11 protein-coding genes are annotated in these 16,055 nt (G+C 41.3%); 6 read left to right on the forward strand and 5 right to left on the reverse strand.

What is annotated here, in order from left to right:
- Positions 1 to 492: 492 nt before the first annotated feature.
- The gene (locus tag ACHFIY_RS18380; protein ID WP_410847589.1) at positions 493 to 2,640 is read right to left on the reverse strand and encodes a right-handed parallel beta-helix repeat-containing protein; all 2,148 of its coding nucleotides are present in this window, start codon (positions 2,638 to 2,640) and stop codon (positions 493 to 495) included.
- A 379-nt stretch (positions 2,641 to 3,019) separates the two neighbouring features.
- On the opposite strand from ACHFIY_RS18380, the gene ACHFIY_RS18385 reads away from it, so the two are divergent.
- Positions 3,020 to 3,400 carry a DUF5618 family protein gene (locus ACHFIY_RS18385; RefSeq protein WP_410847590.1) on the forward strand — a complete coding sequence of 127 codons (381 nt, stop codon included), beginning with the start codon at positions 3,020 to 3,022 and terminating at the stop codon, positions 3,398 to 3,400.
- Between the two features lie 15 nt (positions 3,401 to 3,415).
- Positions 3,416 to 3,577, forward strand: coding sequence for a hypothetical protein (locus tag ACHFIY_RS18390; RefSeq protein ID WP_410847591.1), 162 nt, complete (start codon positions 3,416 to 3,418; stop codon positions 3,575 to 3,577).
- Positions 3,578 to 3,764: 187 nt separating this feature from the next.
- On the opposite strand, the gene ACHFIY_RS18395 is transcribed toward ACHFIY_RS18390, so the two are convergent.
- On the reverse strand, positions 3,765 to 6,722 hold the full coding sequence (locus ACHFIY_RS18395; RefSeq protein ID WP_410847592.1) for a M36 family metallopeptidase: 2,958 nt from the start codon (positions 6,720 to 6,722) through the stop codon (positions 3,765 to 3,767).
- Between the two features lie 436 nt (positions 6,723 to 7,158).
- Here ACHFIY_RS18395 and ACHFIY_RS18400 point away from each other — a divergent pair, with 436 nt between their 5' ends.
- A complete protein-coding gene (locus ACHFIY_RS18400; protein ID WP_410847593.1) occupies positions 7,159 to 8,340 on the forward strand; it encodes a molybdopterin molybdotransferase MoeA in 1,182 nt (393 codons plus the stop codon).
- A gap of 424 nt (positions 8,341 to 8,764) precedes the next feature.
- Here ACHFIY_RS18400 and ACHFIY_RS18405 read toward each other — a convergent pair whose 3' ends face one another.
- Complete coding sequence (locus ACHFIY_RS18405) at positions 8,765 to 9,154, reverse strand: septal ring lytic transglycosylase RlpA family protein (protein WP_410847594.1); 390 nt, start codon at positions 9,152 to 9,154, stop codon at positions 8,765 to 8,767.
- A 240-nt stretch (positions 9,155 to 9,394) separates the two neighbouring features.
- Here ACHFIY_RS18405 and ACHFIY_RS18410 point away from each other — a divergent pair, with 240 nt between their 5' ends.
- From ACHFIY_RS18410 to ACHFIY_RS18420, 3 genes are all read left to right on the forward strand, one after another.
- Positions 9,395 to 10,096 carry an MbnP family protein gene (locus ACHFIY_RS18410; RefSeq protein WP_410847595.1) on the forward strand — a complete coding sequence of 234 codons (702 nt, stop codon included), beginning with the start codon at positions 9,395 to 9,397 and terminating at the stop codon, positions 10,094 to 10,096.
- Positions 10,093 to 11,115: a cytochrome-c peroxidase gene (locus ACHFIY_RS18415; RefSeq protein WP_410847596.1), complete on the forward strand. Its 1,023-nt coding sequence runs from the start codon at positions 10,093 to 10,095 to the stop codon at positions 11,113 to 11,115. Before ACHFIY_RS18410 ends, ACHFIY_RS18415 begins: the two co-directional genes overlap by 4 nt.
- Before the next feature lie 116 nt (positions 11,116 to 11,231).
- Positions 11,232 to 12,854, forward strand: coding sequence for a YHYH protein (locus tag ACHFIY_RS18420; protein ID WP_410847597.1), 1,623 nt, complete (start codon positions 11,232 to 11,234; stop codon positions 12,852 to 12,854).
- Positions 12,855 to 13,200: 346 nt separating this feature from the next.
- Here the strand turns inward: ACHFIY_RS18420 and ACHFIY_RS18425 are convergent, their stop codons facing one another.
- Both ACHFIY_RS18425 and ACHFIY_RS18430 read right to left on the reverse strand, forming a co-directional pair.
- Positions 13,201 to 14,133 (reverse strand): hypothetical protein, encoded by a 933-nt coding sequence (locus tag ACHFIY_RS18425; RefSeq protein WP_410847598.1) that lies wholly within the window; start codon positions 14,131 to 14,133, stop codon positions 13,201 to 13,203.
- A 12-nt stretch (positions 14,134 to 14,145) separates the two neighbouring features.
- Positions 14,146 to 15,576, reverse strand: coding sequence for an MBOAT family O-acyltransferase (locus ACHFIY_RS18430; protein ID WP_410847599.1), 1,431 nt, complete (start codon positions 15,574 to 15,576; stop codon positions 14,146 to 14,148).
- Positions 15,577 to 16,055 lie beyond the last annotated feature (479 nt).

Genomic DNA, 16,055 nt, shown 5'->3' on the forward strand with positions numbered 1-16,055 from the left:
AGGAATTATAATACCCAAATTTTTAAAAATACTACTTTAATATTAGTAAAAAAAGAACTACGATACTGCTGCCGGGAAAATAGCTTTGTTAATGCTTTGTATCAGGGGCATTTCTAGCGTAAAGATAAGGTTTTTTTTTAATTAAGGCACGTTTATGGGCAAATGAGGGTGCATAAATGTTTTCGGATTTTTTAGTGAACCCTCAACCTCACCCCAGCCCTCTCCAAAAGCTAGGGTATATACACATCTTTTTTAAGTCTTTTAATGTAAGCAAAATGGATAGATGCACGGGAAATCTATCATAAAATCACTTTCTTTTTGTCGGAGGCTGCCCCCCCTCGCCTTTGCAGAGGGGGTTGGGGGGTGAGGTTTATATGGTAAAGGACAATATTTGCTTCAATGAGATTTTTGTGTATGCTAGCTCCAAAAGGAGAGGGAGCAAGAACAAAGGCGAGGGCAAAGCGAAAAACTTTTATGTACCTTAGAAGTAAACTACCCCCTGTCTAGTATCTCCGTGCCATTTTTGTTTTCTTTTTTGGGTAAGGCGTCAAAGCGTTTTATTTCTGCATCGGTGGGCAGTTTTTTGCGGTATTGGTCTATGAACAAGCCCATTTTGTCTATAGGCAAAGGCACAAAGCCTGGCAGATCTTTAAATACCTTGCTGTCTGCCCTTAATTTGAAAATAAAATTCTTCAAGTCCACAAACCCAGGGTCTTCTTTATAGGTTATGTTTTGCTTGCCAGTTGGCGAGGGGATATAAGCTGTGTCATGTTCCTTATTGCTGGGTTCTAGTATGCGGTTGCGGAAGGGCACATTGTTCAGTACAGATATATTATTGTAAATCTTGTTCGAGTCCACCATAGTGGGTAATGTTACAAACTGGAAGCCATAGTTGCAGTTCACGGCAATATTGTTGTAACACTCAATGCCTATGGGCGTATTCTTTTTGGCCTGCGTGCCAGATTTGTACAGGAATGCCGTGCCACGCCTTTTGGGGTCGTTGTACAGGGCTACGAGGTTTCCGTAAACGTGTATATCGTTGTGGTCATCGTCAAAATAAATGCCATCCCCAAGCGTGCTGTTGTGCACAAAGTTGTAGGCAAGCGTGTGGCCGCCCATCCTAGCCGTTTGGTCGTAGCAGTAAAATGCACCCATGTCGTCGGAAACAGTGCAGTAATTAAACACTTCATTGTACTCGAATACGTTGTTCCAACTGCCATACAGTACGCCCACATGCGGGGCATCGTGTATTACATTGTGGGCAATATACATGCCTACGGCTACATGGTGACCACCCCCTCCCCCACCAGTGAAACCTGCATTGATGCCAGCGGCATAAATACGAGTCAACTGGCTGTAGTGGTGTATATGGTTGTTGATTACTTTGAAGCCGCAGGATGTTTTGGGTATTGAATTTTCGTCACCGCCACGCAGCCATATACCGCCAGCCCCTGTATTATAAATATCGTTGCTCAAAACGGTGTGGGCTGTGCCTCCGTCTAGCACTACACCATTTTTGGTTACATTCCTTACGGTGCAGCCAGCAATCAGGTTGTTGTTGCCATCGCTTATTTTAATGCCGTCACCTAGGTTTTCTTCCAGCAATATGCCTTTTAGCTGTATATATGCTGCATTGTCTATTTGTATAAGTGGCTCGCCAATGTCGGCAATACGCACATTGCCATCTTTTATTTTTTCAGGTGGGTAGAAGTACAGTTTTTTGTCTTTAAAATCAACCGCCCACTCGCCCGGCCTATCTATTTCTTCCAGCAAGTTCAGTAGCCAGTAAGGCTCTTTGCCATTACCTCCTGGCCGGGTGTATTTGTTGCCAATGCCACCAGATATAGGTGCTGCCAGCGTGATGGTATGGGCAATGGTATCCATTTTGTCTATCCTTACGGCTTCGTTCTGCCAAGGGATGCGCCAAAAACCTTTTATCCATACGCCCCTATCTAGCAAAGATGCCCATTGGTTTTCGTGCATGTCCCGGTATTCAAAAACGCCGGGCCTTGGCACAGTAGGTGGTGGCTTCTCGCCATAATAATCGGCCCAGTTAGCGGTTTTAGTTTCCTGCCCACCGCCATTCACGAGCACTTTCTTCATGGCCATAAAGCCTTCGTTTGGGTAGCGCGAAAGGGGCATCCGCTTTTCATCCATGAATAGCTCTATCATACCGCCATCGTCGTCAAATTTGTCTTGGTATTTTTTTATATGCTCCATTTTTGCTGTCGCAAGGTCTAGCACAACTATGCTGTCTCTCAATTGGGGGGCAACACGGGCAAGGGTTTCTTTGTCAGTTATTTTTTTGAAGGCTGCGGCGGGCATCGCTTTTGAGCCACAAAGCGTTACCTGTTCGCCTTTAAAAGCTGCATACACCACAGGGGCATTTTGGGTGCCGCCATCTTCCTTGCTTAACTTTAGTGGTTCTTGCAAATAGTAAACGCCTTGCCGTAAGTTCACAGTAATAGGAATATTACTTTTGTTTATCTTCTTTACGGTTTCTTTGGCCTTGGCCAATGTGGCAAGGGGTTTCTCAATAGACCCGGGGTTCTTGTCATTGCCCGAAGGGCTAACAAAAATATCTTGGGCTTGTACATGGAAGGCAGCAAGAAGCAGGGGGAGCAAGGCAATTGTTTTCATTAATAAGCTATCTTTAATCAGTGCAGGGATAACAAAGGCATAAAGCTTTTAAAACATATTTTCCTGCTACTCGAAAATACAAATTTCTGAATAATTAACTGCTTGGCTTGGCAAGGTTTTACTGAAATGGCTTGCTTAAACCATTTTCTGGTTAGCATGAACAAGAAACAGGCACAGAAAGCAGCCTATAGCTTTAGAAGCAGGGATTTAAAATCCTATCTACCTGTAGGAACGGGATGCCCTGCGGAACATCCAAGACCAGCAGAAATCCTTTTATAGATGGGAAGGGCGGGGGCAAGCCCCGCCCCTACGGAAAGGTGTACCTTATTTTTTGCCGTAAACTATTTTACTATTAATTTTGAGGAAACTGGAAATAAGCATGGATTATATAAAAGAAGCGAACCGATATCTGAATAATGCAAAGGAGATATTGCGAGAAAAAGCCCACAAGGAAGATGGCTATTACAAAGACAAAAAATATGTAAAACTGGCAGGCCATGCGGCTTACTCGGCTGTATTGGAGGCATTGGATGGGATGCTGGGCATAAAGAAAAAAGGGCGGAAAAGCGTGGATTGGTATCAAGCTGAATTAGCCAAGATAGATAAAAAGATACTCAACAGCTTTAACACCGCTTATGATGTACTGCATTTATCTATGGGTTATGACGGAGCCAAAAGCGCAAAAATAGCCAGTGCAGGGCTGGAGGAAGCAGAAACAATAATAAAATGGGCAGCAGATAAACAAGCAATTACACAATAAAAATAAAAAAAAATCATGAACAAGCACATCAAATTTATTTCCGCACTATTGTTAATGCTTACCATTTCGCTGAGCAGCTTTTCAAGGGAGGATGGCAAACATGCTGGCAAGCACCACCCCAAGCATTTTAAAAAAGCGCATCATAAGCATAAGCACCACAAAATGAAACACAAGTAAATGCAAAGTTTTTTTGCCACAAAGGCACGAAGCCTCAAAGTAGTATTAAGGTTTTAAGGAAGGAATAAAAACAAGGCATGGTTAATAAAAAATCTTCATTGGAGTAAGCCCCAGTGAAGATTTTTTTATGGTTTAGTACACCCATTGCCGAATATTGATACTCAAAGGCTTTTAATAAGCCTTACTCCTATTCTTTCATAAACTGCCTTACCTCTTTTTCTGCACCGCTTACTACTATCAGGTAAGTGCCTTTTGTAAGTTTAGCAGTATTAATGAATAAGCTATTGTTACCTGCTTGCAAAGCTGTTTGCTGCGCATAAAGAACCCTTCCAGCCATGTCTGTAACTGTGATGGTAGCACTTTCAGCTTTTGTTTTAAATAATTCAGCAGTTAAGGTTGCTTTTACAGGGTTGGGATAAATGCTAAAGCCTGCCTTGCCAGCAAATTTTAAAGTTGCTACTTTGCTGTATGTAAAACTGCCATCCTTGTCTATCATTTTTAAACGGTAATAGTTATTTCCATTTACTGGTTGGAAGTGATATGCGGCATACTCATTTACACCTGTTGTGTTTTTGGCAGACACTGCAGCAAACGTTGACCATGCACTATTGTCATTAGAAAATTCTGCGATAAATTCTTTGGTGTTTATCTCATTTGCAGTTGACCATTTTACCAGCACTTTATTGTTGGCTGCTGATGCAGTAAAATCAACGAGTGTTAATGGCAGCGTGCACGGCGGCACATCATACGCTACTATTTCATCGCCACAACTGTCTGCACTTACCTGATCGGCGCTATACCCCATGCCCCTTCTTGCAAAGGCTTTCCAGATAGTGCACTTGTGCGCATTGTTGTATAAGATAGAGTCTGCTGCCAAAATAGCGTCTCTTGCATCTAAAAAACCTGGGCTGCAAGGCTGCAATTTCATGCCTGTCATTACCAGCTGTAGTGCTTTTACATTGCCCCCCATGCCGCTAGCAGCATCGTAAATATTGGTATTTATAGTCCCTTCTTGCTGGATAATGCCCCATGCCATATCCCACAGGGTAGCGCACCACACTTCCCCAATATAATGCACTTCCCCACTGGTTTTTAAATCAGCATAAGTATGGGGGTTTGCTTTCATGTTGGTAGTATAAGGGTATTGCCTAAAGCCGCCACTATCAGCTGCTGTTGGGTTTAAAAGATAGCCGCCAACATACCTATTTTTGGCTCCATCGGTTAATGTTGCCGTGTTCCAGTTTGTGGTTACCATCAGCCCAACAAAATCGCTCCAGCCTTCCCCGCCTTGCTCGGCATTGTCTAAGCAACTAGTTGTAGAAGGCCCACCTGTAAGGCGGTTGGAAATGCCATGTGTGTATTCGTGGCATACTACTACATTGTCTATGTCGCCATCCAAGCCAATACCTGGAACGTTCAGCGTAGCGGTAACAGTTTGCCCATTTGTAAGTTGCCCGGCAATTGTAGCCCCGTTTACATCTGACACCATTACCGCAGGTATAGTAATGGTATTGTCAGTCCCACCCATTGAGAATGGGGAACCTGAAACACTGTTTACAACAATAGCGGCTATTGCGCCAGCTGTTTGCGCTGCTTTTATTTTAACGGTGAAGTTGCAAGTACCCCGATATAGCAATGCAATTTTCCCCTTGATATTGTTAACGGGGATACCACAAGCCAAGTGGGCAGTGCCAGTTGCATTGTCATTAAAAAAAACAACCGTGCCAGATACAGCTCCTTTTTTAAACAATTGGTTGTTAGCACTAAAAACACTTTCTGCATAGGCATAATTTCCAGCAATAGCGGCGGGGGCTTTTATGGTAACATTAGCGTTTGTAACAACAGTTGGCTGAAACAAATACATCTGCATCCTAGAAATTTGGCCGTCTGGGTTGGTGCTAAAGTTGGCATTTCCTATCCCGCTTCCGTCCTGTGCCTCTGCATATACATAATCCCCACCTATGCCACCCCTTTTCACCCCGTTTATGGTATTTGTATTTTGGAAATTGCCTGCTGATTCCGTAAATCCATATTGATAAGAAATATCGTGCATGATGTTGTTCCAATAAAACAAGTTGGACACCGCAAACTTTCTGTTGTTGCCAGTAAAAGGCTGTTTCGTAAAATCAGGCACAAAATTAAAGGATAAGGCTGGGCTGGCTGTGGTAGATGTGTCGGATCTGCCTGGCGCATCCTTGTTCAAGCTATCGTCATAGGCATGCACATTGTTTCCGTATGTATTGGTGTAATTTTTACTGCCATCAAAATGCCAACCATAAGTTGTGGCATTGTTGCCAGTGCCTGCTTTTGTCCAAGGATCCGTTTCTAGGGTAGGGGACGTGATAAAGGGGCTTTCGCTAGGGAAAGGGATTACATTGTAAAAGGCCGTTGTGGTAGTAGGCGGCGGTGGGGCAAATGTTTTTTTATTAACTTTAATATCTACTACTGCGTCGTTGCAAATGATATCCTCTGTTGCTTGCCTCACCTTATTTCCCAGCTTGGTATCAACTTTCTCGTAAACCGTATAATTCCCTTTGTTAATAATTTGCCCACTAGTTGCGTCTATCCGTATATGCCAAGCATCGGATGTGTTTAAAGGGGAAAGTTGCACGTTCCAAGCTAGGTGTACGGTTTTGCCAGCATCATTGCTTGCCCATACCAATTCTGTTTTAATGTTGTCCTTGGCAATGCCGCCAGGCGAATACACTATTTTTTTATCAGTAGTAAATGTATTGGTAATTTCTGTCAGGTTTGTTGCAGCAGGAAGCCCAAGGTAAGCAGCTACTTTTGTGATGGCATCAGCAGCCAAAATTGTTGGTGTGCTTGAAGGGGCTTTTGCGGCAATATCGGCAATGAATTTGCCAGAACTGTATTGCAAAAAATTGTTTTTAAAAACCAACGATTGCCTTGTATTGTAAACAATCATGGCTTTATAGGTTTGCTGCAGGTAAACATGCTGCAAGCCAAGCTGTTCATCGGTATAGGAATTGCTAACAATATATTCATTGGTCCCAATACTTTTTAGACCTTTAGCATTTGTGCCTGCTGACAATACTTTTTCAATGGCAGCTTTATTATTTAACTGCCCAAAAGAGGGGTAACAAAAAAAGGTGGTAAAAAGGGCTGATACGATTAAATATTTCATTTGCGAATTAGTTGTCAAATTAGTGGAGCAGTTGTCAAATGCAAGTATAAGAAAATGTTTTTATAAATGTGTGGGTAGGTGTATAAAAAAATTTCATTTTTATCTATTAGATTTGGCAAATTTTGTAAAATTTGACAAATCAGGTTGACAAATCAAAAAAGGCATCTCAGCCAAAAACTTTGGTTACTACTCAGGTGCAAGTTTGGTTAATCTGCCACAAAGGCACGAAGACACAAAGAGGAACAAAGTTTTAAGGGAATAAGAAAAAAAGAAAAGAAGAAAAAATGTGTTATCAATACCTTTTACCCCAGTTTTTCTTCGTGTTTCTTTGCGTCTTTGTGCCTAAAAAAGCACATTCGATGTGTTGAGTAGTAATAAACTTTTATGCCACCTATCATTATGTACAAGTTAGTAACAAAAATATCAATTACTTATAATGATTTCAGTAGCTGAAGCAAAGAAGATTATACAACAACATAGCACAACTTTTACGCCTGTGATTACCCCGCTTTCCACTGCCACAGGCCTGGTATTGGCGGCAGCTGTGTATGCTGGCAACAATTTCCCCCCTTTTGCCCAGTCGGCAATGGATGGCTATGCGTTCCGCTTTGCCGACTGGCAAGCGGAACACAATTTATTAATCAGCAACGAATCGGCAGCAGGCAATACAGAGCGTATTTTGCTTGCCGATAACCAAGCAGTAAGGATATTTACTGGTGCACCCGTGCCAGACGGGGCAGACACAGTAATAATGCAGGAGAAAACTGCTACTAAAGATGGGCAATTGCTGATATTAGACAAAAAAATACAAAAAGGCAGCAATGTAAGGCTGGAAGGTTCTGAAATAGAAACAGGCAGCTTGGCCATGCCCAAAGGCGGCTTGCTATCTGCGGCCGCTATTGGATTTTTGGCGGGCATTGGCAAAACAGAGCTATTGGTGTACCCAAAACCGTCTATTGCCATTATTGCCACGGGCAAGGAGCTTCAAAAGCCAGGTATGCCTTTGCAATATGGGCAGGTTTACGAGTCTAATACTTACACGCTTTCCGCAGCACTGCAACAAATGCACATTACCAACATAAGCATTGCATGGGCAGATGACGATTTGGCAATAATAGAAACTGCTTTGCAAAACGCATTTGCCACCTCCGACATTGTTTTAATAACAGGCGGCGTAAGCGTGGGTGACTACGACTTTGTAGCTACCGCACTTGCCAACTGTGGGGTGGAAAAATTGCTGCATAAAATAAAGCAAAGGCCTGGCAAGCCACTTTATGTTGGCAAAAAGGAAGACAGGTTGGTATTTGGCCTGCCGGGCAACCCATCATCTGTGCTTACTTGCTTTTACGAATATGTATTGCCTTCTATCCAAAAATTCATGGGGAAACAGCATGTAGGGTTGATCGTAAACCGCTTGCCTTTGGCAGTAGCCTATACCAAACCAGCGGGGCTGACCCATTTTTTAAAAGGCATAGTAGCAGGCAACGAAGTAATGCCCTTGACTGGCCAAGAATCTTACCGGCTGCATTCTTTTGCTTTGGCCAACTGCTTAGTGGTGCTGGAGGAAGAAGCAACGGAATACGCAAAGGGCGACTTGGTGGAAGTGCATTTGTTTTGAGGTTGGGTTTTGGTAAGTTCTGCTTAGTCTCACCACTACCTCTTGTAAAATCTACTTAATTATGTAACTTGATTTTGCCCCCATGTGAGTTTTAGATTTTCGTAAAAGTCAAATATCAAATGTCCATCGCTATTGGAAAGTACTGATTCGGCTCTGTCTAAACCAATAAATTCTATTACTTCCTCTCCGGTCATTCGTTTGATTAAGGGTGCAAATTTCGCTTCAAATACAAATTTACCAATTCATAAGGAGATTTGTTTATCAATAAAGTAAGATTACTTAATGGATGTACAATCTCTTGTAATAGTGTACTTTTTTTGTGTAGCTTTTAAATACCTCGTCCGAAACTACACAGTTTTGAAACATTTTTTTTGAAACATTTTAAAATGTTTCAAAAAAAAATGTTTCAAATGTTTTCAAAGTATCACTTCCTATATAAAATTACCACACTCACCACCCCCGCATTCACCATGTCAATTGCCTTTGCTGCGGCTTTGCTTAGGTCAATAATGCGGCCGGCGGCAAAGGGGCCACGGTCATTAATCCGTACAATTACTGATTTACCATTGGCTTTATTGGTTACTTTTACCATCGTGCCAAAAGGGAGTGTTCGGTGTGCCGCCGTGTATTTGGAAGGCTGGTAGGTTTCGCCGCTGGCGGTGCCGCTGCCGCTAAATTTGTCCGAATAAAAGGAAGCAATACCTGTTTGTGTATGCAATGTGCCTGGACCGCTTAGTTCGCCATCTGGTATCGATTTCCGATGGCAAGCAATCAAGCAGATACTTATAACCAAACAGTAAAGTATTTTTTTCATGGGCTAAAAGTAATTAATAAAGGCAAGGAGGCAATAGGCAAATGGGCAAAGAGGGAATTTCGCCACAAAGACACAAAAGCACAAAGAGGCACAAAGGTCTAAAGGAAAGAAAAAAGGCAAAGCATGTAATCTTTATTTCTCTTTTTTAGTGCTACTTCGAGTCTTCGTGCCTTTGGTACTATTTAATAATCCTGCGAAGGGAATAATATAATTTGTAGTCTAAAAAATTGAATAATGCAAATGGCAGTGAGGAAAATAGTAGGGATAATACTTTTAATGATACATGCTGCTTGCCTGTCAGCACAACCAATCCATGCAGCTCAGATTGTTTTCCATCCTGCATATAACAAAACCATGCTGCATCTGGCAGACTCAGCTTTTGTGTCATCCGCTAAGGATAGCTTGGAAATAGATTTATTCAAGTTTTATATATCAGGCATTGAGCTATGGGATAATAACCAGCCCGTGTGGAAAGAACCCAATAGCTACCACCTCATCAATGCCATGGAAGACAATACCCTCTCTCTATCATTAAATTGCTCCCCTAATCTTGCTTTCAATAAAATAAAATTCAACTTAGGCATAGATAGCAGCACCAATTTTGCAGGCGTTCAGGGCGGCGACTTGGACCCTATGAGAGGCATGTACTGGACATGGCAGAGTGGCTATATCAATTTTAAATTGGAGGGCAAAAGCCCCCTTTGCCAAACACTCCACCATGAATTTGAGTTCCATCTTGGCGGTTACCATTCGCCTTACAATACCTTGCAAACCATCGTTTTGCCCATCAAGAAACAAGGCACAATAAACATACTGGCAGATATTCAACAATTTATAGCACAATTGGATTTGGCGAAGCAAAACCATATAATGACACCCGGAAAAGAAGCGGCTGTATTGGCATCAAAAGTTTCAACTATTTTTAGCATCATTGAACCATGAAAAAAACAGTTGCACTTCTATTAATTATTGGTGTATTCACTTTTGCTTTTAAAGCAACGGAGCTGCTGCCTTTTACAGTTCCTGCCAATTTCCCCAAGCCTGTTTACGACTTCTCTAAAAACCCTTTAACGGGTGAAAAAATACAATTAGGCAGGGCATTGTTTTACGACCCCATCCTATCTCGCGACAATACTATTTCTTGTGCTAGTTGCCATGGACAGTATTCCGGCTTTACACATATTGACCATGCTTTGAGCCACGGCATTGACAATAAAACAGGCACCCGCAACGCTCCTGCCCTGATGAACCTGGCTTGGCAAACTAGTTTCATGTGGGATGGTGCCGTGCATCACCTGGATATGCAAGCCCTAGCACCTATGAGCAACCCTGATGAAATGGGCGAAACAATAGCCCATGTGGTACAAAAACTCCAGCAATCTAATATCTATCCTGCTTTGTTTTATAAAGCCTTTGGCGATAGCCTTGTTACAGGCGAACACACTTTAAAAGCCATTTCCCAGTTTATGTTGACGCTGGTAAGTGCGGATGCCAAATATGACAGCGTGATGCGGCGGCAAGCCCATTTTACCACGCAGGAAGAAAATGGTTACCGCTTGTTCCAGCAAAATTGTGGCTCTTGCCACAAAGAACCACTGTTTACCAACAACCAATTTGAAAACAACGGCATGCCCATCGACACCACTTTGAATGACTTTGGCAGGATGAAGGTAACCAACGATTCTGCTAATGCGCTTCAGTTTAAAGTGCCTACTCTGCGTAATATTGAATTTTCATACCCCTATATGCATGATGGCAGGTTTAAACGATTGTCGGAAGTATTAAAGCACTATACTTCTGGCATAAGGCCAAGCAAAACATTGTCAAAGCAGTTGCAAAAGCCAATTGTGCTTTCCTCTAATGAAAAAGTAGATTTAATTGCTTTTTTACTAACGCTGTCAGATAAAAACTTCCTTTACAACCTCGATTACAGTTACCCTAAAAATATTTTGCATTATTAGCAAAGGGTTATTATTGCTTTGTCGTCAAACTATTAATAACTTTTATAGGGTTCAAAACCCTATAAAAGTTTAAAGAAACCACTTATTTAAATTGCTTTACAACCCCCTTCTCAACAATGAAAAGAAACATTACGCTGCTTAGTTTTCTCTCCCTAGCCACTTTTGCCAATGCACAAACCAACCCTGCCATCACTGCCTGGCTTAGAAACACAACAGGCACGACGGCAAGGCATTATGTAAAAGGAAACTATACACCCATAACAAGTACTGACTCTGTGAATGTGCAGACAGTACAGTATTCAACCAACTATGTGTATATTAGGACTAAAGGACTACCAGCCTATGTAACAGGCCCATTTTTAGATGGCAACCCTTCTATTGCCACCAGCCAGAATGCTATTTTTAAATTCCCGTTAACCCCCGTAAAAAATACAGGCACTGCTACCAGTACCACAGGTGGCAATATTGGTATCTTTATCAATGGAGTGGCATTGTTCGATTATAGGGATGGTTATTCGTGGAAAAGCAGCACAAGCACCCTAACTCAAAGGGGGGGCGATGGCGTCTGGAACAGGGATGCCATTGTGGGCGAAACCATTGGGTTCGACTGTGCCAAAGGCCACCCAGCCATGGGCAATTACCACCACCACCAAAATCCAAGTGCATTTAAACTAGACTTAAAAACACTTTCAACCGTTTGTAGCCTGTACGATGCTGACGGGCTATATGTGCTGGACAGTACGAAGCATTCGCCATTAATTGGGTTTACCTATGATGGCTTCCCTATCTACGGTGCTTATGGCTATAAAAACGTTGATGGCACTGGCGGCATTGTGCGCATAAAATCGAGCTATGCTAAAAGGAACATTACCAAAAGGACTACCTATTCCGACGGCACAAGTGTTACCGCAGGGCCAGATGTAAGCACTACTTATCCCGTGGGATATTTTAGGGAAGATTACCAATACAATGCTACCTCTGCCGCGACCCCCGATTATTTAGACGAGCACAATGGGCGGTTTTGTGTAACCCCTGAGTACCCAGCAGGTGTCTATTGTTATTTTGCAACAGTTGATGCTAACTGGAACTCTGCTTACCCTTATGTAGTTGGCCCTAGTTTTTATGGTGTAGTACAGGCCAGTAAAGTAACAGCTATTACAGAAACAGTAACCACTTATACAGGTGGCAGCTTGCCAGTAAATCTCTTCTCATTCAATGGATATGCAGACAACAATACCAATATCCTAAAATGGTCAACAGCCAGTGAAATTGGGAATAGCCATTTTGATATAGAAAGAAGCATAGATGGTGTAAACTTTTCAAAAATAGGCCAAGTGCAAGCCGTTGGTGCTATTGGCACAACCAACAATTATGCTTTCACCGATTATGTGCCAGTAAATGGGACTGATTATTACAGGCTAATGCAATGGGATTTGAATGGTAGCTATTCCTATTCCAACACCATTACTGTAGCCAAAGCCAATGCTGCATTTAACGTAAGGGTTTTCCCAAACCCTGCGTCTGATTATTTGCTGGTTCAAGCAGATGATATTTTAAGGAAAGATGTGCAAGTGGTGATATCTGACATGAGTGGCAAGATAGTCCTTACCAAATCATTGCCTCAAGGTAGCACCCTTTGCTATATTGAAACAGCTACTATTTATGCAGGTAATTATGTATTGACCGTATTAGATAACAGTGGCTATAAGAAGTCTTTTAAGGTCGCTATTGTGAAATAAAAACTTTGGTTTATTTCTTTCAATCAATGAAACGTATTTGAGTAGGGGCAGAATATTTTCTGCCTCTTTTTTTATGTTTAGCATAAATGGATTTTATACTTTTATAAAAAATAGTGATGCCGATAGCTATAGAAGATATTAAAAGCCTATCTGTGCCACAAAATGCAAAGCTCTATTTTTTTTGCAACAATATGAAGAACTCAAAAATTATCTTTTTTCAAATACTCGACTTTTTTAAGAACTGTCTCAAGGAGATAGGGCTTATGCAGAAGGCAAACTAAAACTTACTACTCTCAAGGAACTAACAAAGCATTTGCAAAACCAAAGACAAGCCCTTAACTAACGTTTACTTCATCCTCCCTACCAACTCCCTCGTAAATTCCTCGGCACCTCCTTTGTTCAAATGGAAAACATCGGCAAATTTTTCAAAATGGCCGTTGTAGGCAGTATCGCTGCTGAAATCTAAAAATGTTACATTGGGGTATGTTTTGGCAATGAGTTCTATTTGTTCCCTCCTGTCGGTAGTGTGTTCCGGGGCTAAAGTGGGGGAGATGACTACATACGTGGGTATATGGTTGTAGGCGCATGTTTGCAAGAACTGCTTATACAGCCTAAAGGCCAACGTATCTATTTTCAAGGGGGCTTTTTTACTGTTTTCTTCGTTTAGGGCAAGTATTTTTTTTGCATAAGCCACTTCTTCGGCACTCATCTTTTTGTCCAATGGGGCAAAGCCAAATTCATCTTTGGGTATTTTGTTGGCAAACAACATATTGTTTAAGGCGATGAACAAAGTAGAATTGTAAGGATATACATTGCTATAAAGTTTCCATTTTTCAATGGGGTCTACTATTGCCAGATAGGGTACTAGTTCGGGATGCTTTTTACAGTAGGGCTGTAAAATGGATAGTTTTTCGTACTTGGTTGTACCTTTTACAAATTCCCATGCGTTTATATCCAGTATTACCATCTTTGGTTTGTGCCGATTGAAAATAACCTCCTGCAAAGCGGTACAGTAAGGTATCATCTGTGCATCCCTGCCTACGTTGTAGCAAGACAGATGGAATGAATCGGATAAAATAACTGGAGAGTAATGCCTTACTGCCCTGGAACTACCAAAAACAAGTATATCCTGATTGGCACTATCCGCCGAATAAGTTGTTTGGGCAAACTGCCCTTTTTTTTGGCCGAAATACAACTGCCTCAAGCCAAAGCCAAACAAACAGTCAACTGCAACCAGCAAAAGGATGAAAAAAAATAGCCGTTTTAAAAAAATATACATGCTTTGGCAATATTAAAATTGAAAATAGATAAATTGGCCACCATTAAACACCCCAAACAACAATATGGCTGCCAGCATTATGATAATTGAACCCCAGCGGATGGCAATATTGGGATGGTAGAAAAAATTGAATTTATCTGGGTAATATTCCTTCTTGTATTCAATAATCAATAACAATGATATTGCCAGCAGGCAATGCCCAAAATTACTGATACTGTCGCCAAGGAAAGGAGCTTTGCCAAAACTGCGCAGGTTGTGTATCACGGTCATGGCATTGTCCATTGAATTGGCACGGAAAAAAATCCAGGCAAATGTTACTAGTATAATAATAATAAACATCCGCACAGCATCGGTAATGCGTTTGTTGATGTGCAGTTTCAGGTGTATGTCTTTGGTGTAAGGCGTTATTACCTGCCCAACAATGGTATAAACCGCATGTAACGCACCCCATATAATAAAGGTATAGTTTGCCCCATGCCAAATGCCACTGATAAAAAAAACAATAAACAGATTGCGGTACAGTTTAAATTTGGTTACCCTATTGCCTCCCAAAGGGATATATAAATAATCCCTGAACCAGGTTGATAAGGAAATATGCCACCTGCTCCAAAACTCATTGATAGATTTTGCAAAATATGGCCGCCTGAAATTGGTCATCAAATCAAAGCCCATTGTCTTGGCACAACCAATGGCAATGTCGGAATAGCCCGAAAAGTCGCAATAAATCTGTATAGCAAAAAAGAAACAGGCAATGGCAATGGAACTGCCATTGTGTACTTCGGCATTGTTGAAAATAGAATTTACATAGATAGACAGCCTGTCTGCAACCACTAGTTTCTTGAAAAATCCCCACAACATTTGCTTCAGCCCCTCAATCATGTTGCCATAATCAAAAGGGTGTTCCTCGTGCATTTGGTGCAGTATGTTTTGCGGCCGCTCAATGGGGCCTGCCACCAATTGTGGGTAAAACATAACATACAGGCTATAAATGCCAAAATGTTTTTCTGCTTTTTGGTTGCCACGATATACTTCAATAGTATAACTCATTGCCTGGAACGTATGGAAAGACAACCCAATGGGCAACAAGATGGTTAAGCACGGCAACGGATTCTTTGCATTAAAGTTATTGAACAGTAGGGATATGTTGCTATTGAGGAAATTGTAATATTTAAAAAAAAAAAGCACCCCAATATTGGCCACCAAGCTGCAAAGCAATAACTGCTTCCGTTTTTTAGGGTCTGTGGCTTTTTCTATAAATAAACCTGCGTAGTAGTCCACAACTATGGTAAAGCCAAGAATAACGATGTATATAGGCACAAAAGTGATATAGAAATAACAGCTTGCTGCCAACAGCAGCATCCACCTGAACCTATAGGGCAGGATAAAATATAGTGCCGTTACAATAAGGTAAAACAATACAAAAACAACCGAGTTGAATATCATAAGTTATCTAGCGTTGATTCAATGAATACCATAAGCTGCCTGTAAAATACATTACTTAAATTACTTAGAAAAAATAAAGGACAAAACAGCATAAAGTTTTATTCGCAGTAATTTCAACCCAGATTTTGCAGTTTAAATCTATTGCTAGCCCCAACTACTTCAAACACATGCACTTGCTTGAATTTTTGGCCTAACCATAGTTTACTATATTTTCAGCCAAAAAATCGGCTCAAATGCTTGTCTTTATTGTATTTGAGCCTTTCATAACGAAATCAACTGCACAATCTGGATTCAAATTAAGCAATATTTCTGTTTAATAGTTGGGATGAGGCATAAAAGTTTTTTGCTTAAAGTGTATAGCTTGTAAGTTTTATTATGTACAAAAAAGCCCTGCATCCAAACAGGAAACAGGGCTTTTTGATAATTATAGAATCACTATTGACTATTGCTTGATAAACTGTTGTTGCACTGATGTCTCT

It is taken from the genome of Parasediminibacterium schistidii (genome assembly GCF_046546515.1).
Classification (GTDB): domain Bacteria; phylum Bacteroidota; class Bacteroidia; order Chitinophagales; family Chitinophagaceae; genus Parasediminibacterium.